General features: G+C 41.4%; 19 protein-coding genes and 1 riboswitch. Of the genes, 3 read left to right on the forward strand and 16 right to left on the reverse strand.

The genetic code is table 11. The features are described from left to right. Window positions 1–13: 13 nt before the first annotated feature. The 11 genes from H8S37_RS08880 to H8S37_RS08930 all read right to left on the reverse strand — a co-directional run bounded on the left by H8S37_RS08880 (window position 14) and on the right by H8S37_RS08930 (window position 12,989). Window positions 14–1,429 carry a TrkH family potassium uptake protein gene (locus H8S37_RS08880; protein WP_243207096.1) on the reverse strand — a complete coding sequence of 472 codons (1,416 nt, stop codon included), beginning with the start codon at window positions 1,427–1,429 and terminating at the stop codon, window positions 14–16. Further along, on the reverse strand, window positions 1,429–2,121 hold the full coding sequence (locus tag H8S37_RS08885) for a response regulator transcription factor (protein ID WP_186875614.1): 693 nt from the start codon (window positions 2,119–2,121) through the stop codon (window positions 1,429–1,431). Before H8S37_RS08885 ends, H8S37_RS08880 begins: the two co-directional genes overlap by 1 nt. Beyond that, window positions 2,114–3,169: a sensor histidine kinase gene (locus H8S37_RS08890; protein ID WP_186875615.1), complete on the reverse strand. Its 1,056-nt coding sequence runs from the start codon at window positions 3,167–3,169 to the stop codon at window positions 2,114–2,116. The genes H8S37_RS08885 and H8S37_RS08890 overlap by 8 nt, the downstream gene beginning before the upstream one ends. Window positions 3,170–3,642: 473 nt before the next feature. Then, the gene (gene metK / locus H8S37_RS08895; protein WP_186875811.1) at window positions 3,643–4,839 is read right to left on the reverse strand and encodes a methionine adenosyltransferase; all 1,197 of its coding nucleotides are present in this window, start codon (window positions 4,837–4,839) and stop codon (window positions 3,643–3,645) included. Between the two features lie 154 nt (window positions 4,840–4,993). Continuing rightward, window positions 4,994–5,095: riboswitch (SAM riboswitch) on the reverse strand. Window positions 5,096–5,170: 75 nt separating this feature from the next. Then, window positions 5,171–5,911: a deoxyribose-phosphate aldolase gene (gene deoC, locus H8S37_RS08900; protein WP_186875616.1), complete on the reverse strand. Its 741-nt coding sequence runs from the start codon at window positions 5,909–5,911 to the stop codon at window positions 5,171–5,173. 146 nt (window positions 5,912–6,057) lie between these two features. Further along, window positions 6,058–7,299: an oxidoreductase gene (locus H8S37_RS08905; RefSeq protein WP_186875617.1), complete on the reverse strand. Its 1,242-nt coding sequence runs from the start codon at window positions 7,297–7,299 to the stop codon at window positions 6,058–6,060. A 41-nt stretch (window positions 7,300–7,340) separates the two neighbouring features. Next, the gene (locus H8S37_RS08910) at window positions 7,341–8,843 is read right to left on the reverse strand and encodes a sugar ABC transporter ATP-binding protein (protein WP_186875618.1); all 1,503 of its coding nucleotides are present in this window, start codon (window positions 8,841–8,843) and stop codon (window positions 7,341–7,343) included. 26 nt (window positions 8,844–8,869) lie between these two features. Further along, entirely contained in the window at window positions 8,870–9,859 is a 990-nt protein-coding gene (locus H8S37_RS08915; RefSeq protein ID WP_186875619.1) for an ABC transporter permease, read from the reverse strand. A 27-nt stretch (window positions 9,860–9,886) separates the two neighbouring features. Beyond that, window positions 9,887–10,954, reverse strand: a complete 1,068-nt coding sequence (locus H8S37_RS08920) for a zinc-dependent alcohol dehydrogenase (RefSeq protein WP_243207097.1) — start codon at window positions 10,952–10,954, stop codon at window positions 9,887–9,889. 13 nt (window positions 10,955–10,967) lie between these two features. Next, window positions 10,968–11,948, reverse strand: coding sequence for a sugar phosphate isomerase/epimerase family protein (locus H8S37_RS08925; RefSeq protein WP_186875620.1), 981 nt, complete (start codon window positions 11,946–11,948; stop codon window positions 10,968–10,970). A 24-nt stretch (window positions 11,949–11,972) separates the two neighbouring features. Further along, complete coding sequence (locus H8S37_RS08930; RefSeq protein WP_186875621.1) at window positions 11,973–12,989, reverse strand: substrate-binding domain-containing protein; 1,017 nt, start codon at window positions 12,987–12,989, stop codon at window positions 11,973–11,975. Between the two features lie 307 nt (window positions 12,990–13,296). Here H8S37_RS08930 and H8S37_RS08935 point away from each other — a divergent pair, with 307 nt between their 5' ends. From H8S37_RS08935 to H8S37_RS08945, 3 genes are read left to right on the forward strand one after another with little or no spacing between them, the layout of a single operon-like run. Continuing rightward, a complete protein-coding gene (locus H8S37_RS08935; protein ID WP_186875622.1) occupies window positions 13,297–14,091 on the forward strand; it encodes a DeoR/GlpR family DNA-binding transcription regulator in 795 nt (264 codons plus the stop codon). Between the two features lie 20 nt (window positions 14,092–14,111). After that, window positions 14,112–15,518: an ATP-binding cassette domain-containing protein gene (locus H8S37_RS08940; RefSeq protein ID WP_186875623.1), complete on the forward strand. Its 1,407-nt coding sequence runs from the start codon at window positions 14,112–14,114 to the stop codon at window positions 15,516–15,518. A gap of 23 nt (window positions 15,519–15,541) precedes the next feature. Next, on the forward strand, window positions 15,542–17,062 hold the full coding sequence (locus H8S37_RS08945; RefSeq protein ID WP_186875624.1) for a xylulokinase: 1,521 nt from the start codon (window positions 15,542–15,544) through the stop codon (window positions 17,060–17,062). Window positions 17,063–17,335: 273 nt separating this feature from the next. Here H8S37_RS08945 and H8S37_RS08950 read toward each other — a convergent pair whose 3' ends face one another. The 5 genes from H8S37_RS08950 to H8S37_RS08970 all read right to left on the reverse strand — a co-directional run bounded on the left by H8S37_RS08950 (window position 17,336) and on the right by H8S37_RS08970 (window position 22,352). Then, entirely contained in the window at window positions 17,336–18,763 is a 1,428-nt protein-coding gene (locus H8S37_RS08950) for a CapA family protein (RefSeq protein ID WP_243207098.1), read from the reverse strand. A gap of 317 nt (window positions 18,764–19,080) precedes the next feature. After that, on the reverse strand, window positions 19,081–20,373 hold the full coding sequence (locus H8S37_RS08955) for a UDP-N-acetylglucosamine 1-carboxyvinyltransferase (protein WP_186875625.1): 1,293 nt from the start codon (window positions 20,371–20,373) through the stop codon (window positions 19,081–19,083). A 231-nt stretch (window positions 20,374–20,604) separates the two neighbouring features. Next, a complete protein-coding gene (locus tag H8S37_RS08960; protein WP_186875626.1) occupies window positions 20,605–21,114 on the reverse strand; it encodes a shikimate kinase in 510 nt (169 codons plus the stop codon). A gap of 62 nt (window positions 21,115–21,176) precedes the next feature. Continuing rightward, window positions 21,177–21,623 (reverse strand): hypothetical protein, encoded by a 447-nt coding sequence (locus H8S37_RS08965; RefSeq protein ID WP_186875627.1) that lies wholly within the window; start codon window positions 21,621–21,623, stop codon window positions 21,177–21,179. 126 nt (window positions 21,624–21,749) lie between these two features. Beyond that, window positions 21,750–22,352 carry a hypothetical protein gene (locus tag H8S37_RS08970; protein WP_186875628.1) on the reverse strand — a complete coding sequence of 201 codons (603 nt, stop codon included), beginning with the start codon at window positions 22,350–22,352 and terminating at the stop codon, window positions 21,750–21,752. Window positions 22,353–22,375: the final 23 nt, after the last annotated feature.

Below are 22,375 nucleotides of genomic sequence, written 5' to 3' on the forward strand. Positions count from 1 at the left end.
ACTTTCTATACTCCTATCCTAACATAATCCGTTTTTCCGGCAGCTCTCTAAATTGCGCGCCTGCCCTTGCCTTCCCTGCAAAAACCAGAGCCATTGTCATCGGCCCTATTCTGCCGATATACATCAGCATCATCAGCACTACCTGGCTTCCCCTCGTAAGTGAAGGCGTCAGATCCGCAGACAGTCCCACTGTTCCGATCGCTGATGTCGCTTCATACATGATATTCAGATAATCTCTGCCCGACTCCAATACCGTAATCACCACAATTCCTATCAGCCAGAATAAAAATGTCACCAACGTGATCGTGATTCCAGATCTTACGATCGTATCATCTACTTTTCTTCCAAAGCACTCTGTATCTTTTCTTCCCCGCAATACAGACAGCGCTGTCAAAAGCAGCATCGCCATCGTTGTCGTCTTGACACCGCCTGCTGTCCCTGCCGGAGAACCGCCGATAAACATCAAAATACACCCCAAAAGCCTGGAACCTTCCGTAAGCTCGGACTGCGGCACAGCGGCAAACCCGGCGGTTCTAGTTGTGACAGACTGAAAAGCAGACGCCATAAGCTTCTGCCCTGCACTAAACTCCTTCATCGTTTCCGGATTATTATACTCTAAAAGAAAAAATCCAACGGTACCCAGGAGAATCAGCGCTGCCGTCATAGACAGCACGATCTTGCTCTGAAGTCCCAGTCTGCTCCACAGTCTGCCTTTTGGCTCCTTTCCTCTCCATACTTTCTGCGTATTTACTCGAATATTATGCCATACTGGGAAGCCCAAACCGCCCATGACGATCAAAAACATTGTCGTAAAGTTCATAAGTGGCGAACTAACATAATCTATAAAACTGTTGTTCCCTAATATATCGATTCCCGCGTTGCAGAATGCAGATATAGCGTGGAAAATCCCATAGCCAATTCCTCTATACAGCCCGTATTCCGGCACAAATTTTATAGAGAACAAGATAGCTCCGATTCCTTCCACCAAAAGTGTTCCTTTTAAAATTCGAATTACAAACCGCACAAGTCCTGTCAGCGTATCCAGCCCGTATGCCTGCTGTATCATCACCCGGTCTTTCATGGTAATTTTTCTTCTAAGTGCAAGAAAAAATGCCATTGTACACGCAATGACCCCCAACCCGCCAATCTGAATCAAAAGCATTAAAATGATTTTTCCCAGCAGAGTAAACTGTTCTGCCGGAATCACTGTCACAAGCCCTGTCACACACACTGCGGAAACCGATGTAAACAAAGAATCAAAGAATGCGACAGGCCTCTGATTACAGATTGGCAGCCATAATAAAACCCCACCGAGAAAAATAACCCCGAAAAATCCCAGCGCGACTTTCTGCATGGTAGTAAATCTTAGTTTTCTGATACTTCGTTTTTGCTTTCCGTATTTCGTATCGCTGTATTTCCTTCCGTCCATTATACCTTAAATCTGTATCCCACGCCCCAGATCGTCTCAATATACTGTGGATGTGAGGTATCATACTCAATCTTTTCCCTGATTTTCTTAATATGCACAGTTACCGTTGCAATATCCCCAATTGATTCCATATCCCATATTTCCCGAAACAGTTCTTCTTTTGTATACACATGATTCGGATGTTTTGCAAGGAAAGTAAGAAGATCAAACTCTTTTGTCGTAAAGTTACGTTCCTCCTCATTCACCCATACACGCCGCGCTGTCGTATCAATTTTAAGCCCCCGGATTTCAATAATCTCGTTTTCTTCTACATTACTTCCGATAAGACGCTCGTATCTTGCAAGATGCGCTTTTACACGCGCCACAAGTTCACTAGGACTAAACGGCTTTGTCATATAGTCGTCCGCCCCAAGACCCAGTCCACGGATTTTATCGATGTCATCTTTTTTGGCCGAAACCATGATAATCGGTGTATTCTTTTGGTCACGTACCTGACGACAGATTTCGAATCCATCTACCCCCGGAAGCATTAAGTCTAAAATAATAAGGTCAAAATCTTCTTCCAGCCCTTTTTTCAGTCCTCCTTCTCCATCCGTCGCAACCTCTACCTCGAAACCACTTAATTCGAGATAGTCCCTTTCCAACTCTGCAATGCTTTCCTCATCTTCCACAATCAAAATGCGTTTACTCATCCATCGGTACCTCCTGATATTTTCTTACTACAAAATACATAGTCGTTCCAATGCCCTCTTCACTGGTCGCCCAGATGTTTCCGCCATGCTCTTCTACAATCTTTTTGACAATAGAAAGCCCGATTCCGCTTCCTCCCTTTGACGAATTTCTAGATGCATCCGTCCGATAAAATCGATCAAATATATACGGCAAGTCCTTTGCCGCTATCCCTTTTCCATTGTCTCCAAGTTCTACCTGGATAAAGTCTCCCACATCCTTTAAATTCATTGTAATCTTTCCCTTTGGTTTATCCATATACTTCAGGGAATTTGAGACGATGTTGTTGATGACCCGCCTAAGCTGCTCCGGATCTACAATCACTTTAGAATCCACCTCCACATAATTACGGTATGTGAACTCCACCCCTTTTGCCTCCAATTCCATGTGTAAATCCTCAGCGCAGTCTCCAAAATAATTTTCTGCTGAAATCGTTGTAAAATTATATGGAATACGGTTCGTATCTATCTTAGAATACAACGTCAGCTCGTTGATCAGCAGATCCATCTCATTCGCTTTATTATATATGGTTTTGATGTATCTGTCCATTTTTTCCGGCGTATCTGCCACTCCATCCATAATTCCTTCCACATATCCCTTAATCGCCGTAATCGGTGTTTTCAGATCATGGGAAATATTGCTGATTAATTCTTTGTTTTCTCTGTCATACGCCACCTTTTCTTCAGCATTCGCCTTCAGCCGCAGCCGCATCTCCTCAAAGTCCTGGCAAAGCTGTCCAATCTCGTCGTCCGCTTCCCTTTTAATCTCGAAGTCTAAGTTTCCTTCTTTTATATTTCTCGCTGCCTTTTGAAGCTTTGCCAAAGGCACCGACACCGTACGATAAATCCAGTAGATAAGAAGCGCCGCCGTCAGAAAAACAATCAGCAGATACACCTGTTGTATTTCATTTACCTTGCGCGGCGCAAATGTATACATTGCAACGGTTGTAAAAATAGTAGGAAGTATCATCACCGTCATAAACGCAATAATCAGTTTCGTCTTTAATTTCATATCCGGCTCCTTTCCCTCGCCGCAGCGACTGCATTAGCAGCCATTTTCCACTTGCAGTACACATTCACCGAAGGGCTTTATTGTATAGTATAGGGAACAAAGTTTCCCATACCTTATCGGGCAAAGCCCGCCATCCCGGAGGGAATAAATTACGGTATGCCCTTTAGGGTATACTATAAGTAAAAAGCAGGCGCCGGTAAGGTGCCTGCTTTTCGAAATCTGCACCTGCTTTCACTATATAACGTGTTTAGTATAGCATACCAGATGTGCCAAATTCAATATTCATAAAACGCCGGTTGGTTAAATTGTAACAGTTCAGCCCGCGCCATTCGCAAAACCGCACTACGTGCTTATCGTGGCTGCCGCCACCGTTTTACTCATTGCTGGGCGCTTAAGCTCATACAGATGTACGCTCGCAAAAACATGCAGGCATGTTTTATGCTTCCCGCAAACTGTATGGCTGAACTGTTACGTTAAATTTCCTTGATATATCTTTTCAGTGCGTCTGCCTTATCCAGTTTTTCCCATGGCAGCTGCAAGTCATTTCTGCCGAAATGTCCATAGGCAGCTGTCTGTCTATAAATCGGCCGGCGTAAATCCAGCATTTTAATAATGCCTGCCGGACGAAGATCAAAATTTTCCCTCACAAGTTTTACCAGATCTCTGTCCGGCACAGTTCCAGTTCCAAATGTATTCACCATCACAGAAGTCGGCTGTGCCACCCCGATTGCATAGGATAGCTGTATCTCACATTTCTTTGCCAGGCCTGCTGCCACGATATTTTTCGCCGCATACCGCGCCGCATACGCTGCGGACCGATCTACTTTCGTACAGTCTTTTCCAGAGAACGCTCCGCCACCGTGACTTGCCATTCCTCCGTATGTGTCTACAATAATTTTCCTCCCCGTCAATCCGCTGTCTCCGTGTGGCCCTCCAATCACGAATCTTCCCGTTGGATTGATAAAAAACTTTGTATCCTTATCTATCATATTTTCCGGAATAATCGCATCAAATACATATTTTTTAATATCTTCGTGAATTTGTTCCTGTGTCACATCCGGATCGTGCTGTGTAGAAAGAACTACCGCTTCCAGACGCTTTGGAGTTCCATCCTCCTCATACTCCACTGTCACCTGGGTCTTTCCATCCGGACGCAGATACGGCAGGGTTCCGTCTTTGCGCACTTTGGTAAGCTGTCGGGCCAGCTTATGCGCCATCGCTATCGGATAAGGCATATATTCTTCTGTCTCATCGGAGGCATAGCCAAACATCATTCCTTGATCTCCGGCGCCGATTGCCTCAATGTCATCCTCCGCCATTGTATGCTCTTTTGCCTCCAACGCTTTGTCTACTCCGAGGGCAATGTCCGCCGACTGCTCGTCAATCGTAGTGATGACGCCGCAGGTATCCGCATCAAAGCCATATTTCCCTCTCGTATAGCCGATTTCACGCACTGTATCTCTCACAATTTTGGGAATATCTACATACGCATTTGTTGTAATCTCTCCCATCACCATCACCATACCTGTCGTACAGCATGTTTCGCACGCCACGCGGCTCATTGGATCCTGCTCCATCAACGCGTCCAGAATCGCATCTGAAATCTGGTCGCACATTTTGTCCGGATGCCCTTCCGTCACTGATTCAGATGTAAACAATAATTTTTCCATATACAGCTCCTTTCTGCACTTTCTCTTTTGCGCATCCTGCTTTCCTCTGGATACAGGCAGTTTCTTTAGCTCTTTTAAACATACCAGACATGACCTGCCTGTGCCAAACGAAAACAGTCCGCCAAAAGCGGACTGTCGATATTTCATAACAATCCTCTTATTGTTCGATTACTCGCTCAGGTTGGCACCTTCCTTAATACGAAGGGGTTGCCGCAGCTTCCCAGACCCTTTGTGTCTCCACTGCTCTGAATAAGAGAAAGTTTACACTATTTCATTTTATTTGGTTCAATAGGAACTTTACACTGTATGATAGAAAATGTCAATATCTATTTTATAATTCAGATTCATCAATTACAATATCATTTATATTGATATCTCCTCCAAGTTCATCTGCTTCCGCGAGAATCTTTTCTGCTGATTTACACCCAATTCCAAATCTGCATGCCCCTAATTTATACATTTTCAGCAACGTGTCAAGACTTCTCACACCTCCTGCGACCTTGATCTTTACTCTATCACCAACGCAGTCTTTAATCACTTTTACATGATGCAGAGTCGAAGGTGCTGCTGAAAATCCTGTTCCTGTCTTTACATAATCAGCACCGCCTTCAATAACCAGTTCACATGCCTTTCTGATTTCATCGTCTGTTAAAAGCATAGCTTCGATAATCACTTTAAGGGATGTTCCTTCTGTGGCCTTTCTCACTGCTTTAATATCTTCTAGTACCAGATCATATTTTCCAGATTTCAGCCAGCCCACATTCATTACCATATCATTTTCTGCCGGTTTCATTGTCATAAAATATTCTGCCATCTGTACCTTTGTCTCCGTTGCCTCCTGTCCAGAAGGAAACGCAAGGGATGTGCCAAACTTCGTGTTTGTCCCTTTTAAAAGTTCTACTAGCTGCGGATAGTAACACGGCCAGCAAAAGCAGCTCCCACAGTTATATTTTTTACACAGCTCTACCATTGCCTCTACATCTTCCAGTGTCGTATCTAGTTTCAGGACACTTGGATCCATCATATAGGCAATATCGCTTTTACTCAACACATCTTTCCTTATTTCTTCCATCTTTATCTATCACCTTTCTACTACAATAAATTTATGGTTCATATTCCTTACAGCCAGTAAGAAATTTCCCATCTAAAAAATACAAATCAAGCATAACTTTCTGCCAGTTTAAACACATTCTTTCAGGCCTATGTCTATTTTGAATATCAAGTATGTAATTCTGTTAATTTTCCATATTTCTTCCTTGTTTCAACCAGGCGCTGCGCATAGGGCCTATTATATGCTACACATCCCACCGGCTGTTGCCGTATCATTAGTTCTTCACAATTCATACATTGTGTACAATAATGAATTTCGTCTTCCCTGCCCTCCGCAAGTTTTGCTGGTGTAAACGGATCTGCAAACGATTGTCTTCCCAAGCCTACCATATCCATCATGCCTTCTTCGATACAATGTGCGCCCATTGCAAACAGAGAAGATTTTTCCGGGTCTACTGACAACAGCTTGTTCTTTTTCCCCCTAAATGGTGAGAAATGAGAACCAATGACAACGGTTTCTGGTTTTAACACTTTCTTCATCATATTCGCAAAATAAATATGCAAATAGGACAGTTCCGGTGCGTCCTTCAGTGCCTCCATATAATTCATTGCACTATGTACATTCCCGAGCGACTCTATAAAATAGCTCGCTCCTCTTTCTTCCAGTCCTTTAATTAAATCTAAAGGCTCTGTCATATCCATAAGCGGAGATTCCGGTCCAGCAGAACCAAATCCACCTGGATGCCCCTCCCACATGGACATCTTTGAACCAATCAGGAAGTCTTTATCATTTACTCCCTTTTGGATCCGTTCCATCAGGTCATAAGCAAAAGCAGATCTTCTTTCCCAGGAACCGCCATATTTCCAGTCTCTGTCATTAAATGGACGAATAATTTGAGAACCCAGATATCCGTGACATAATTTCATGTCGATCCCATCTGCCCCGACTGCCTGAGCTATTTTAGAAGCTAAAACAAATTGATCCATTATATGTTCCACTTCTTCTTCTGAAAGAAGATCGCCGCCCAAGCCATACATAGGCTTTACACATACCCTTCTAGAAAAATCTGGTTCACTTATTTCTCCAGAGTGTGTAAGTTGAAACACAATCAATGTATGAGGATTTACTTCTTTCAATTTCCTGATAAATCTTTCCAACGCCTTTTCGTTTCTCGGCATTATCTCAAGCTGCGTCTTTCGCGCACGGCTCTCATTTGTAACTGTAATTGCTTCTAAGTCAACTAGCCCAAAACCACCTTTATAAAGATTTTCATATCGCTGATATGTTAAATCAGACGGGTTTCCTTCTTCGTCTGAATCCACACATTCCATCGGCTGCGCAAAGAAGCGGTTTACACATTCCTTATTTCCTATTTTTATAGGACTTAATAATGTCTCTTTATATCCCATCTTTTTTCTCCTTATGCTTTCTATTTTTTGTTCTGTATAATTTATCCGATTTTTCTTTCTCCGCTTGCCAGCTTCATAATCCCTTCTTCTGTAAATTCCTTCTGCATAACTTCTCCCGTCATGTTTCCTTCATGCATCACCACAACGCGATCCGCAACCCCCATAACTTCCGGCATCTCGGACGATATCATGACGATACTTACACCCTGCTGCACAAGCTGATCCATAAGCTGATAAATTTCATATTTTGCGCCTACGTCAATTCCTCTTGTCGGTTCATCTAAAAACAAAATTTTACACTCTGAGGCAAGCCATTTCGCCAGAACTACTTTTTGCTGATTTCCACCTGAAAGATATTTACACAACTTTTTCGTATCCGGGGCAGCTACATTCAAGCTCTTAAAATATGAGGCCGACATATTTATTTCTTTTGGTTTGTTTAGAAATCCGGCCTTGGAAATTTTGTTCAAAGATGCCATTGTAATGTTTTTCTCAATACTCTGATTCAAAAACAATCCTTGGGCCTTCCTATCCTCTGTTGCAAATCCAAGTCCATATTTCAGTGCCTTACTTGGATGGTGAATATCTACTTTTTCCCCGCATATTTTTACCGTACCGCTTTTTGCTTTATCTGCCCCGAAAATAGTCCGCAGCACCTCCGTACGCCCAGCGCCAACCAAACCGGTCAATCCTAATATTTCTCCTTTTTTAAGTTTAAAGGAAATGTCCCGAAACCATTCTCCGGTAAGCCCTTCTACTTCCAATACGACTTCTCGGCTGTCACTTCTATGACGCGGCGGAAAAGTATCCTTTAAGTCCCTGCCTATCATTTTACTGATAAGCCAATCCTTATCAATATCTGCGATATTCTCATCCGCCACATATTGTCCATCTCTGAGTACCGTCACTCTGTCACACAGCGCAAACAATTCTTCCAGACGATGTGAAATGTAAATCACTGTAATGCCGTCTTCCTTTAACTTTCTCACACACTCAAATAAAATTTCTATTTCCCTGTTTGTCAGGCTGTCTGTCGGCTCATCCATAACGATAATCTTAGAATTATAGGACAACGCTTTTGCAATATCTATCATCTGTTGCTGCGCTACACTTAAATGTTTGACCGGTACTGTATAGCTGTCAATCGCCCCATGACTTACATAATCCAGATAACTTTTTGCGAATTGATTTTCTTCTTTTCCTTTAATAAATCCACAGGTATTTTTTTCCTGGCCTAACATTAGGTTCTGTATCGCGTTCAATTCCGGAACCAGGCTTAGTTCCTGATAAATGATTGCCACACCTTTTTTTATCGCGTCCTTAGGATTGTGCATCGCCACTTCCTTACCGTTCAGCAAAATCTTCCCGTCATCCGGTTTATATACTCCTGATAATACTTTCATCAAAGTAGATTTGCCTGCTCCGTTTTCGCCGATCAATGCGTGAATTTCTCCCGGACGCACTTTCAAATTCACTTGATTCAGCGCGATTACTTTCGAGAACGTTTTTGTAATGTTTTGCATCTCCAATGCATATTCACTCATACCGTCACTCTCCTTTTCCTAAAGCATTAATCATCTTTACGCTGAATCAAGACAGCTACCAGGATAATCAAGCCTTTGATGACAATCTGGAGATTCGGATCCGCTCCTACTAGATTCAGAATGTTATTCATGATTGCCATAATCAAAACACCGGCCAAGGTGCCCGCCAGGTTTCCGCGACCTCCTGACATAGCTGTTCCGCCAATAACAACCGCCGCAATCGCATCCATGTCATATCCAGAGCTTCCATTTGGCTCTCCTACACGAACTCTGGCAAGCAGCATAACCCCTGCCAATGCCGCGGTAAATCCGCACAATACGTATGCTATAATTTTATTAATTTTTACTTTTATGCCTGTCAGCCTTGCCGCTTCTTCATTGCTTCCGATTGCATATATGTGCCGACCATATACTGTCTTGTGCAGCAGTATCATAAACACAACCATCATAACCGCATACAGCAGTACTGCATAGGGTATCAAATTCAGAAAAGATTCCGAGCCAAAATTTTTCCAAAACTCTGTAACAGTCCCGCCCGGAGCTCCTTTGGTATAAATATAAGTGATTCCCTTAATTACTTGACCAGTACCCAAGGTAATGATAAAAGGTTCTGCTCCGCGCAGTACGATAATACTGCCATTTACCAGTCCTACAAGGCATCCAATCAAAAGAACGAAGATCAATGCACCTATCGCCATTCCATTATTTCCTGCCGCTGCGCTTTTCTCCATCATATTTGCCATAACACAAGCGCAGATCGCCATAATATATGTAACCGACAAGTCGATACCCGCAACCAGCAAAACAACCGTCATCCCAATGCTGACCATTCCCATAACAGATGCCTGTCTTAAGATATTCGCCACATTGGAAAAGGTCGGAAATATCTCCGGCGACGCGATAGAAGAAATAATAAATAACAAAATTAATGCAATGTATGGTCCGCTTATCGGATTCCTTAATATTCTCTTTATAACGCTGGATTTCCCAGCTATATTTGCAGTTTCTTTACCCACTTTAATTCCTCCAGTCTATTCCCTGTTTTATTCGTAGAGGACCGTACGCTCTGTTACGAGCGGGCTTACTAAAACTTTTATTAATTTAGGATTTTTGCGTATTTCTTTTAAAGCATCTTCCAACTCTTCTAATGGTACAATCATAGAAATCAATGGCATTGGATCTACACGATTATATTTCAAAAGTGTAAGTGCATCTCCCCAGTCATATCCGATTCCCGCACAGCTTCCACTGACTTTTTTCTCCTCCAATACAAAGGATACCGGTGGAAGGCTTGCGTAATCATCATCCGCACAGATGCCGAATGCTTCTACCTTGCCGCCTCTTCTTATCATCTTAAATGCCTGTTCATATGTTTTTGAGCTTCCTACTGCCTCCAGTACAAAATCGGCTCCGACTCCGTTTGTCAAACGCATAACTTCTTCAATCGGATCTACCTCTTTTACATTGATTGTATAATCCGCAACAACCTCTTTTGCCATTTTTAAACGATCCGCATTAGCGTCAATCACGATGACGGGCGCTGCTCCACGCAATTTTGCAAGCTGTGCATGCATGATTCCGAGCCCTGCTCCGATTACAACAACGCTTCTTCCCATAACGCAGTCCATCTTCCTGGAAGCATTTAAGCAGGCAGTAAGTGGTTCTACAAATGCTGCCTTTTCATCGGAAACCTCATCTGGTACAAGATAAATATTTTTCCACGGTACTTTTACATATTCTGCAAATCCCCCATCCATATGAATTCCTATTTGCTTAAAATCCTGACACAAAAGTGGCTCTCCAATTCGACAGTGGTAACAGGTTCCGCACGGTTTACAAATATCATATGTAACTCTGTCACCTACTTTTAACCCTTTTGCATTTTTTCCGACCTCCTCAATCGTTCCATATACTTCATGCCCTGTTGTCAGCGGAATACACGCTACCTCATCCGCATATTTTCCTGTATAGGATCCCCAGTCAGAACCACAGATTCCGCAGTATTTTACTTTTACCAACACTTCATCATCTGTAATCTCTGGAATCGGCACTTCTTTTAAATCAAAATTATATGGTTCTGTCAAAACTTGCGCTCTCATCATTTTCATCATCTTATCCTCCCGATTATTTCGTAAATAATTTGTCACTTCTGCCCTCATATGGCGCACTGATCATAAGCGGTTTCAAATAATCAATCGTTTTCTTCACTCCGTCTGCACGGCTCATAATAACATCTTCATGTTCATAATTAAATACTCCGTCATATCCATTTAAATACAGTTCACTGATTAGGCCTTTCCAGTTTACATCTCCCCAGCCGGGTATTCTGAAACGGAAGGAGCGATCCTTTCTTCCCCATCTGTCCTGCATATACATATTCAGACCACCTTTGGCAAGCTGGTGTTGAATAATTTCACAGTCTTTTGCATGTACCAGCACAATTCTGTCTGCCAATTCATATACAAACCGCTGCGGATCGATACCGGAGAATAAAATATTTGCCGGATCTAGGTTAATCCCAAATGCTTCGTGATAGTCTACTACCTCCAGTAATCTAAGAGTAGACTGCGTATCATATACAATATTATTGGGGTGTGGCTCAAACGCCACTTTTACCCCATATTCTTTATACTTGTCAAACACATAGCCCCATTTTTCGGCAAATTGTTCTTCCTCATCCTTCCAGCCATCTGGCTCTGGCCAATCATTAATATGTCCATAATTTTCCATACCGGAAAATGCGACTACCGCCGGCACCTCTAACACATTCGCAAGCTGTGCACTTTTAATCATGCTCTCTGTCCCAAATTTAATTTTTTCTTCTTTGGTTCCTGCACAGATCGTATCCATTCCTTTGCTGTAAGGCCCCATAATCAACGCAGAATCTGGATGGTTAGACAAAGAGGCGATAGTCATACCGTGACTTTCCACCATTTTTTTCAAATTTTTTGCATTATTTCCCTTCAGCATTTCATCTACGTCTATCTGTCCGTTCTCATTATATGCCGGAAGCTCTACTGCTTCATATCCATTAGCGGCCGCTAATTTTACTACTTCTTCTACAGGTTTTTCTGAATAATTGACAACACAAAATCCTACTTTCATTTATAAGCCCTCCCGATTTAACTCTTAGTAAGTCCAATCATAGTCATCTCCATCTGGAATTAAATATTCGTCTACGTTGTCCGGTGTAACAATGATTGAATCCATCATAATATCCTTTTCTTCCGGATCATTTCCTTCTATTGTATCAATTGCCATATGTAGTGCGTCCACGCTTGCCGCACACGGGAACTGTGTAAATCCTACGCAGGTTCCTTCTTTTACCATCTTAGCGATTCCATTAATGCCGTCTGCATTGACAATCAGAATTCCTTCCTCCATTCTTCCGGCTTCTTCAATCGCATCTACTGCCGCAAGTGTTACAGCCCCATCCTGCGAAATAATTCCATCTATTTCTCCTTCACCGTATTTACTTAAGCAGTCTTCCATAAATGTCTTTGCTTTGCTGGCTTCAAAATCGGTATACTGTCTTTCTATAATCTCTATATCTGGATACTGCGAAAATACTGAATCCTGTCCCTTTTTCTGATTATTGTCTGTACTCGATCCCGCAATTGTGTCCAGCGCAATGATTTTCCCTTTCGCCTCTCCATTCTTTTCTTCCAAAGCATCCACTAACATCTGTGCACATGCCGCTCCATTCTTCTCATCTGAGTATCCCACAAAATGTGTATAATCTTCTGTTGTACAGGTACGGTCAAAAAGTATTACCGGAATTCCACTTTCATAAGCTGCTTCAATTCCTGGATTTACCGCATCCTCTACACATGGAGTAATCAAAATTGCATCTAAGTCCTGCTGCAGCATCGCCTCGATATTACTGTTTTGGGTATTCGCATCGTCATTTGCATCTGTTTCTACAATCTCTACTCCAAGTTTATCCGCTTCTTCCATTAACATATCCCGCATTTTTACACGCCAACTGTTTGATATAGATGCATTTGCAAAACCAATCTTATATTTTCCTTCAGAGTCTCCTTCTTTTCCCTTTTCTTCACCTTCGCTCTTTCCACACCCGCTGACAATAAGTCCTGCTAACATACAGACCGTTAAACCCATAGAGATTAATTTCCTTTTTTTCATAACTTTTTCTTTTCCTTTCATTCTTTTTTATTACAGACTACCTTTTTTCCGAGCTCGTTTTTTATTTTGATAATAATATATCATGGTTTTTTGTATTTGTCTATAATATTTTTTCATTTATTTTTATTTATTTTCTTTTATTTTTGTTTAATTTCAAAAATATGTCTTATTTATTTTTCTTTCAGACTATTTTTGTTCATATTTTCCATATTCATTTTTGTTTCTTTTCATTTGTATATTGTTATTTTCGACTTCCTGTGATATTATAATTTATGTAACTATAAATACTCGAAATGGAGGCACCTTCATGTTTAAAATAGAACGGCTCCGGAAAATCAAAGAAATTCTGGCTGACTGTAAGCAAATTGACGTTTCTACTCTCAGTAGTCTTTTAGAAGTTACAGATGCAACTATTCGAAATGATTTAGAGGAGTTAGAAAAAGAAGGATTTCTGACACGTTTCCATGGCGGCGCTACCTTAAACGCGGCACAAGAAGAAGAAAACAACACCCTGACTTTTACCGGAGCAGCGCCAGTATATGATAAGGATAAAGAAGAAATCGGCGAAATAGCTTCCAGACTCATTCAGGAACGTGAATGGATATTCTTAGGTCCTGGTACAACTTCTTACTATATAGCAAAAGCACTCCTCACTCGTAATAATATCAATGTATTAACAAATAATTTTTGGGTAGCAGGAGTTTTAAGTGCAGTTCCAAATATACAGTGTCTATTTTTAGGCGGCCATCTTGTCACTAACGGATTTTATTCTTATCCAGATGATATTTCTGCTGAACTCCATAATATTTATCTGGACAAATGTTTTTTTTCTGTGGATGGAGTAGACTTTGATGCGGGATACACACTTTCGGACTTATCTGTCCAGGAGTTAATTCGTACAATTACTCCAAAATGTAAAGAAATTATCTTCGGAATAGATTGTTCTAAATTTGGAAAACGCGCTTTCCGCAAAATCGGAGATTTAGATTTTCCTGATATTATTATTACAAATGATACTATCACAGCCGAATATAAAAACTATTATCTCGAACATCAGATAGGTGTATATACTTCCTATAACTTAGAAAACTGGAAGCTATAAAAAGTAAAGTGGTGGATTCTATGACAGATTTTACTCTATGTACCCGAAATTTAACAATGGTGGCAGATCGTACTTTAATTGATGGTATCCATTTTTCGGCATGTTCCGGAGAAATACATGGAATTATAGGCAATAATGGAGAAGGTAAAACTGTCTTTGCCCAGGTTCTCGCCGGTTTACGGCCCAAAACATCCGGACAGATATTCTTAGACGACCGCGAATTGAACATCACGTGTCCTCTTTCTGCTCAGAAAAATGGTATATATATGCTCACACAGGAGGTTCATATTTTCCCTGAACTTTCCGTGCGTGATAATCTCATTTGCGGCAATGAAGAATTGATATGGGGAAAGCGCATATTCACCCCATCTAAAAAAGAGATGGAACAATGTTGTCAAAAAATTTTAGATATGTATCATCTGCATTTTCATTTATGGCAAAGAGCAGGGGAACTAGAAGAAGCAGATTTACGTCTTCTGCAACTGCTGCGTATTTTAATCTGCCATCCCAAAGTGCTAATTTTAGATGAATTTTCTACATTTTTGAATTACACACAAACAACACGTATTTTTGATATTCTTATGAATTTAAAGGAGCAGAATACAGCTATTCTCTTAATTACACACAATTATTCGGAGATACGAAGGTATTGCGACCAGGTTTCTATTATTACAGATGGAACTATTACAGCCAATTTTACAAAGAATCAATTCGAATCGGAAGAATTTATTACACATATAACAAACTTAAATATGAACTTCCGCTATCCCAGGCTTGTTCTTTCTAAGGGCAAAACACTTCTTAAAGTGGAAGGTACAGATTGCCCCCTCACCAATATTTGTTTCACTCTACACGAAAGAGAAATTATTGGAATTACCGGGCTTACAAAACCCCAGAGAAAAGCACTGTCAACTTATATAGTGAAACATCTAAAGGATGTCGGGCTGTTACCCGAGAAAAGTAGTGATGAGGTTTTATTCCTTACGCAAGGAATTCCTTTCAATATTACAGCCTCTAATTTTCGTAAGGCACGTAAAAAGTATTTCGTTTCTGCATCTAAAGAAAAGCGTTATGCCAAAAGCTATATTACACGACTTGGTATTCACAATGCCACCGTACATACTCCGACACGTTTTTTAAGCTCTGGTAACAAACAAAAACTATTGATTGCCCGGTCTCTTTTTAACGAGTCCAAATTGTATATATATGATGAACCAACTAAAAATCTGGATTCCATAAGCAGATTGGAATTATACAATATTTTAAATGCTCTTGCATTAAAGGACGCATCTATATTAATTCTGTCTTCCGATATTTCCGAGCTTATCGGAATGTGCAGCCGAATCGTCCTTTTTAAAGATGGAAAACAGATTGGAAATTATTCTACAGACTACCTTTCCAGTGAAGCTTTATACAAGCAATTATAATCACGAAGAAAGGAATTTTATTTATGAAAAAAGATAAGTTGATTGCATATGATTTAGGAACTGGAGGGATCAAGGCATCTCTCTTTGATGCTGAAGGAATCTCACATGCTGAAATATTCAACCAATATGAAACCTATTTTCCTAAAGAAAAGTTCTGCGAACAACGTCCTATAGATTGGTGGACCAATGTATGCGCCGCGACAAAAAAACTTCTCGCACATAGTCAATGCCTGCCGGAAGAAATTGCCTGCGTATCCTTATCAGGCCACAGTCTTGTTGCTGTCCCTCTGGATAAAGATGGAAAGCTTTTATTGAAACAGGTCCCAATCTGGTGTGATATGCGTGCAGATGACCAAATCCAAAAATTCTTTCATGATCTTCCGTACGACAAATGGTATTCTGCCACAGGTAACGGAGATCCAGAGGAATGTTATACTATTTTAAAGCTTATGTGGATGAAGGAACATCAACCTGCCATTTTTGCAGAGATATCTAAAATACTCGGCTCCAAAGACTATGTAAACTACCGCCTTACCGGACGTATCTGTACAGATCCGTCTTATGCCTCTGGTTTCGGAGTATTTAATTTAAAAAAATGGGAATATGAACCAGATTTTTTCAAAGCGGCAGGTATTTCTCAGGACATTTTTCCAGAAATACTTCCATCTGATTCTATTATCGGCTATGTTACTTCTGAGGCAGCTTTGGAAAGCGGGCTTGCAAAAGGAACTCCTGTAGCATGTGGTGGAGTAGACAATACTTGCATGGCCTTGGGTGCTCGTGGAATGGAAGAAGGTGTTATCTATACTTCTCTTGGTTCTTCCAGTTGGATAGCCGTTACCTCTCAAACACCTGTCATCGATGTCTCAACCAGGCCTTTCGTATTCGCACATGCGAAAAAAGGGTATTATACTTCTGCTGTATCTATCTTCTCAGCTGGAAATTCTTTTCGATGGATACGAGATAATCTTTGCCGCGACTTAAAAAATGATGTAGCCGCCTATGATATTATGAATCAAATGGCTGCGTCTGTACCTCCGGGAGCAAATGGTGTACTTTTTAATCCCAGTCTGGCAGGAGGTAGTGCACAAGAGCCTAGCCCTAATTTAAACGGTGGATTTATGGGGCTTACTCTTGGAAACACAAGAGAGGATATGGTACGCGCCTCTATGGAAGGTGTAGCAATGGCTCTTAGGCAGGCACTTGATATTCTATTGAAACAAGTAAATGTACAAAATGAAATGTTAATTTGTGGAGGTGGAAGCAAAAGTGCTCTCTGGCGCCAGATATTTGCTGATATCTATCATATGCCTGTTCTGAAAACAAATATCGATCAAGACGCTGCCTCTTTAGGAGCTGCCGCGCTTGCCGCCAACGCTGTTGGACTATGGCAGGGATATAATAAAATCCTCACAATCCACAAACAAGAAGAACTATCCCTTCCAGATGAAACACGCAGCACTTATTACGAAAAACTCCTACATATATATAGCCTCTGGACAGATACACTTGCCAAACTAGGAGATAAAATGAAAGAAATATAAAGTTAACGAAGCAACAAGCAGTGCGAAAAGAACAGACAAACTCTGTGTCATGCTTGCATGTAAACAGAAGTTTGTCTGCTTCTTTTCATTCGGCAACTGCCGATAGAGAAATGAAGCGTACGCGGAATTGAGATGGCACTGCAGAAATTGACAAAAGTGTAAGCGCAAGAGGGAGTGTGTTGCAAAAGTGAGGAATTCCGGCGAAGCCCTGACGAACGTTGCAATATACTCCCTCTTACGCGGATCGTTTTCGTCACTTTCCGCAGTGCCAGCTCAATTTTTCTGTGTTATTCTTCCTTCATCATCTATTTCTGCATTTGGTGACAGGCCTTGCAGAAAATCGTACATTTCTCTCTGTTCTGCCTTATCGCTTATGTACTGGGTTGTATACCCTGTCTGCAGGCAGGGCACAAAGGACATCCCCGCAAGACCATCATACGTAATATCTAATTTTAAAAGCCCTGTATATTTTGTCTCATCATTGAACCAAAAATCTCCCATACTGTAAATAATGGGCTTTCCATCCACATACTCAATCCCCTGCAATACATGAGGATGCCCGCCGACTACAATATCCGCCCCTGAAGCCAGAAATTCTTTTCCCTGCTCTGTCTGGTACTCTGCATACTGATTTGTATCTTCCGGCCCCCAGTGAATATATGCAATCAGGTAATCACACTCTTTTGCCGTTTCTTTAATAATCTGGTTATACTCTGTTGTGTCATATGCCTCTAATACCCCCGGCGAGCTTTCTGTTGCCGCAGGCGTATAGTATACAATCTCCGCGTTTGTCGCCGCTACGAAACCAATCTTCATGCCATTTACGATAAAGTAAACCGGACGATCCGCTTCCTTTTTGTTACGCCCTCCGCCTACATAAGGCAAATTATCTTCATCCAGATAATCCAAAGTATCCAAAAGCGCTTCTTCCCCATAATCATAAACGTGATTATTCGCAAGCGAAACTATGTCTGTCCCCATTTCCTTTAGAAGCTCCATGCGCTCCGGCTTTGCCCTAAATGTATAGAGCTTTCCCTCAAGCGGTGTCCCTCTCTCACTTACACAATATTCGTGATTTAAGTAAAATACATCTGCCTGATTTGTAATATCCAAAATTTCAGGTGATATACATTCTTCCAACCCATCTGTCTCATCATAATGATCCAGCACAAAGCCTTCTTCCGCAAAACAGATGTCCCCAGCTATCGTCACTTCTGCCTGCTTTTTTTCTCTGCCTTCCCTTATGTAAATCTGATGTTCTTTCGCCGTCTGTTCATCATCAAGCCATCCCTTTTTCCTATCTGTAAGCACCTGTAATGTTTCTCCAGTTGCTTCATATATATCTTTCTGTGTAAGTTCTCCCTTTTCTGCTTTTTTCAAAAGCGCTCCCTCTGTCTGGTCTGTATAATGCTTTACAAACCACTTGGCAAAGTCTGCCTGCTCTTTCTCTATTTCGGCTGCAGGAACGTCCTCCTCCTTTGACGCCGCAAACGCCGCATAGCATTCCTCCACAGCCGCTTTTACAAGGGCGCGCTGCTTTTTCTCTTTTGAATCCTTATACAGATTTATACTGACAATAACAACCGTCAGCACAAGAAGTATCGCAATTCCTCCTATCACTGCTATCTGTTTCCTGACTTGCCTTGCTCTCCTTCGCCGCATTGCTTCGCGCCTCTGCCTGTTGTATCTTCCACCCTTCATGTTTTTCCTCCGATTTGTTTTCCCCGTAAATTTTTCTTTAGTCTATATACCTTGTTATAGATTGTCCCATTTCAGTATATAAAAGTCAATACTCTGTAATAGACTGACATTTCGCGCGGCCCGCCGGACGAAGTGCGGCTGTATCAACGGCCAGTTCCCACTTGCACGCAGTGTGCGTCTTGCGAAGGATTTTATCGTATAGGGAACGCAGCTTCCTAAATACAATAAAACGTGCCGCATAATACTGAATTTACACAGTTTAATGCTGCACGCTTATGATTTGCCTTATCGGGTAAGACCCGCTATTTATTAACTTTTCAGCCTATTTTCAATTTAAATTTCTGTATTTCTTTTTCACTGGACACCTTCTCAATCATACCGCCCAGGCTCTGCAATTTTTGTTCAAAGCATTCATATCCTCTCTGGATATAAACTATATCATCAATAACTGTAATACCGTCTGTAGCAAGTCCTGCAATGCACAGAGCTGCCCCTGCTCTAAGATCCGGTGCGCTTACTCTTGCACCCGAAAATTTTTCTACACCTTCTATTGTCGCAGAATTTCCTTCTACTTTAATAACAGCACCCATTCTCGCCAATTCATCCAGATATTTAAAACGATTCTCAAAAATACTTTCTGTAATCGTGCTGGTTCCATCCGCTAACGCCAGCGCCACACCAATCTGCGGCTGCATATCGGTAGGGTATCCTGGATACGGCAGTGTTTTCACCTGCGTACTCTTAAGTCTTTTTGTCGCCACTACACGTACAGCGTCGTCAAATTCCTCTACCTCGCATCCAATATCTATCAATTTTGAAATTGTTGCATCCAAATGCTTAGGAATCACATTCAATACTGTCACGTCACCCTTTGTACAGGCCGCCGCAAACATAAATGTCCCTGCTTCGATCTGATCTGGTATAATAGAATATTCTGACTTATGCAAAGACTTCACTCCGCGTATCTTAATAACATCTGTTCCTGCCCCGCGGATATTCGCACCCATGCTGTTTAAAAAGTTCGCGACATCTACAACATGAGGTTCCTTTGCCACATTTTCCATAATGGTAATCCCATCTGCCATTGCAGCGGTCATCATAACGTTGATCGTAGCTCCCACTGAAACTACATCGAAATATAAATGCGTTCCTCGAAGCTGTTCTGCATCCGCGACAATCTTCCCATGCTCTATGTCTACATCCGCCCCCAATGCCCGAAAGCCTTTCAAGTGCTGGTCAATCGGCCGGCTTCCAATATTACATCCTCCCGGAAGTGCAACCTCTGCTCTTTTATATTTTCCAAGCAGCGCCCCTAATAAATAATAGGAGGCTCTTATCTTTTTGATATAGTCATATTCGATATTAAAATTGCCGATAGCACTTCCGTTGATCTTCACTGTGTGCCTGTCAATCCTCTGAACTGTCGCTCCAATTCCACTGATTGCCTCCAGCATGACATTGATGTCATTTACATCTGGCAGGTTGTCAATCAAAACGGTCTCATCCGTCATAATCGCCGCGGCCAGAATCGCGAGAGCCGCGTTCTTGGCGCCGCCTATCTCCACTTCCCCAACAAGCGGATTGCCGCCCTTGATAATATATTGCTCCATTTCGCACCTCGATTATTCGATATTATAAATTATAGTCGTATATTCTATTTTCCCGTTTTATTCTTTATATCTGCTTATACCTTGTCGAGCGAAGCCCGCTATCCCGTAGGGAATAAATTACGGTATGCCCTTTAGGTAAACTCTTATCAGTCTTATTTCATAATACACTGTGACATTATACCACAAAAACGGCATTTGTAAAATCATTTTTGCTAATGTAACCGTTTCAGGCTATTTTTTACATTTTGCAATCTTGTCAAGGACATTCTCGATTGTTTCTTCAATCCTGCATCTGTCCTCACATACTACAATGTCCGCATATTTTTCGAAATATTTTACTCTCTCATTGTACAGACTGCGCAGTGTTTGGCCCTCTCTCAGCACGACCCCTCTTTTTTTCGGGTTTCGTATCCTCCTTTTTATTGTTTGATAAGAAGCCTGTAAATATACGACAATACCGATATCTTTAAAATGCTGCATGGCTTCCTCACAGTAGATAACGCTTCCTCCCGGCGATATCACCGAATTCTCCACGTTTACACTTTTATTGACCTGATTTTCTATTTTTAAAAAGCCTTCTTCTCCTACTTCCTCAATAATTTCACGAAGCAGTTTCTTTTCCTGTTCCTGTATCAATAAATCCGTGTCAACAAACTGCATGCCAAGCCTTTTCGCTACCACAACGCCAACCGTACTCTTTCCCACCGCCGGCATTCCAATAAAGATAAGGTTACTCTTCATATGTATTCCATCCTTTTATATGCATTTTACCATTGATTGTAAGTATATCATATTTTTTTTGTTTAGTAAAATCTGCGCTTGCATCTGCGGTTGTCACAACGGCGTCTGAAAAGTTCCTGGTAAAGCATCACTTCTACCATGTCCCGCAGCCAGTTTTGTCCTGGCCTCGGAGGCGGCATTGGCGGTCCCTGGTGCGGACGTTCTTTTTGCCTCTCATTGGAAACCATCTCAGCATATTCTGTACCGTAAAATAGTTTTTCATTTTTCATTACTTTTTCATAAATGCGGCTGCACATCATACGCAGCTGTAATTTATCCGGATATTCATCATATATCATACTGTTGTCGTACTCTTGCCGATCACATTCTTCTTCTACGTAAGGCAGAATTTTTTTGGGAATATCTGGGTACATACTTTTCATATAGTCCATGTCTCTTTGTTCAATCTTGTCGTCATCATACGCAAACGGCATGGGATATGCCATGTAATACGGCAGTTTATGATTCATACTTTCACACTTCCATTCAGACATTATATAAACAGTATATGCCAGAGCTATTCCCTATGTGAAAAGAAGCTGCAGCTCTTTTAGGGAAATTCCCCTAGAACTGCAGCCTCTTTTTATTTATGCTTTTTATCTCTTTTTCCCCTCTGGAAAAATAATTTTAAATACAAAGAAGAAAATCACCATAGATACGCCGCCGGTAATCACCGTCACTAAAATATTATAGACTGCCGGCGATACATACACAGCCGCAACCGGCATCCACAGATTATTAAACCCATTACAGATAAGCGAAATTACAATCCAAGAAAAAAAATACCAAAACGCCTGGTAAAAAACATTTCCTTTACTTTTAAAGGTAATATTCCTCTGTAACGGAAAATTTATACACTGTGCCAGGAAAGAACCAGTCTCATAACTGATAAAATATCCAAGCCCCCCGCCGATCATAACGGCCCCCGACGTGTCGTAAAGAATATTGTATCCCAAAAGGCTCCAGGTAAATTCTACATTGCAGATATCCACTGGTATCTGTGGCCACATGAATTCTATTCCTGCCAGTTCTTTCCCCAATATGCCCGGCATAAAGGTAAAAACCAGATATTGAAATACCGTCACTCCCATGCTAAACACAAGAAAGCAGAAAATTTGATACAGCCATTTTGAAAATCGAGGATATTTTCTTTCAAACGCTTTCCACTTCTCTTTCCACCATCCTGATATTCCTCTCATACTTGCTTCTTCCCCAACTTTCT

Origin of the sequence: Mediterraneibacter hominis (genome assembly GCF_014287475.1) — a bacterium.
Taxonomy (GTDB): domain Bacteria; phylum Bacillota; class Clostridia; order Lachnospirales; family Lachnospiraceae; genus Mediterraneibacter; species Mediterraneibacter hominis.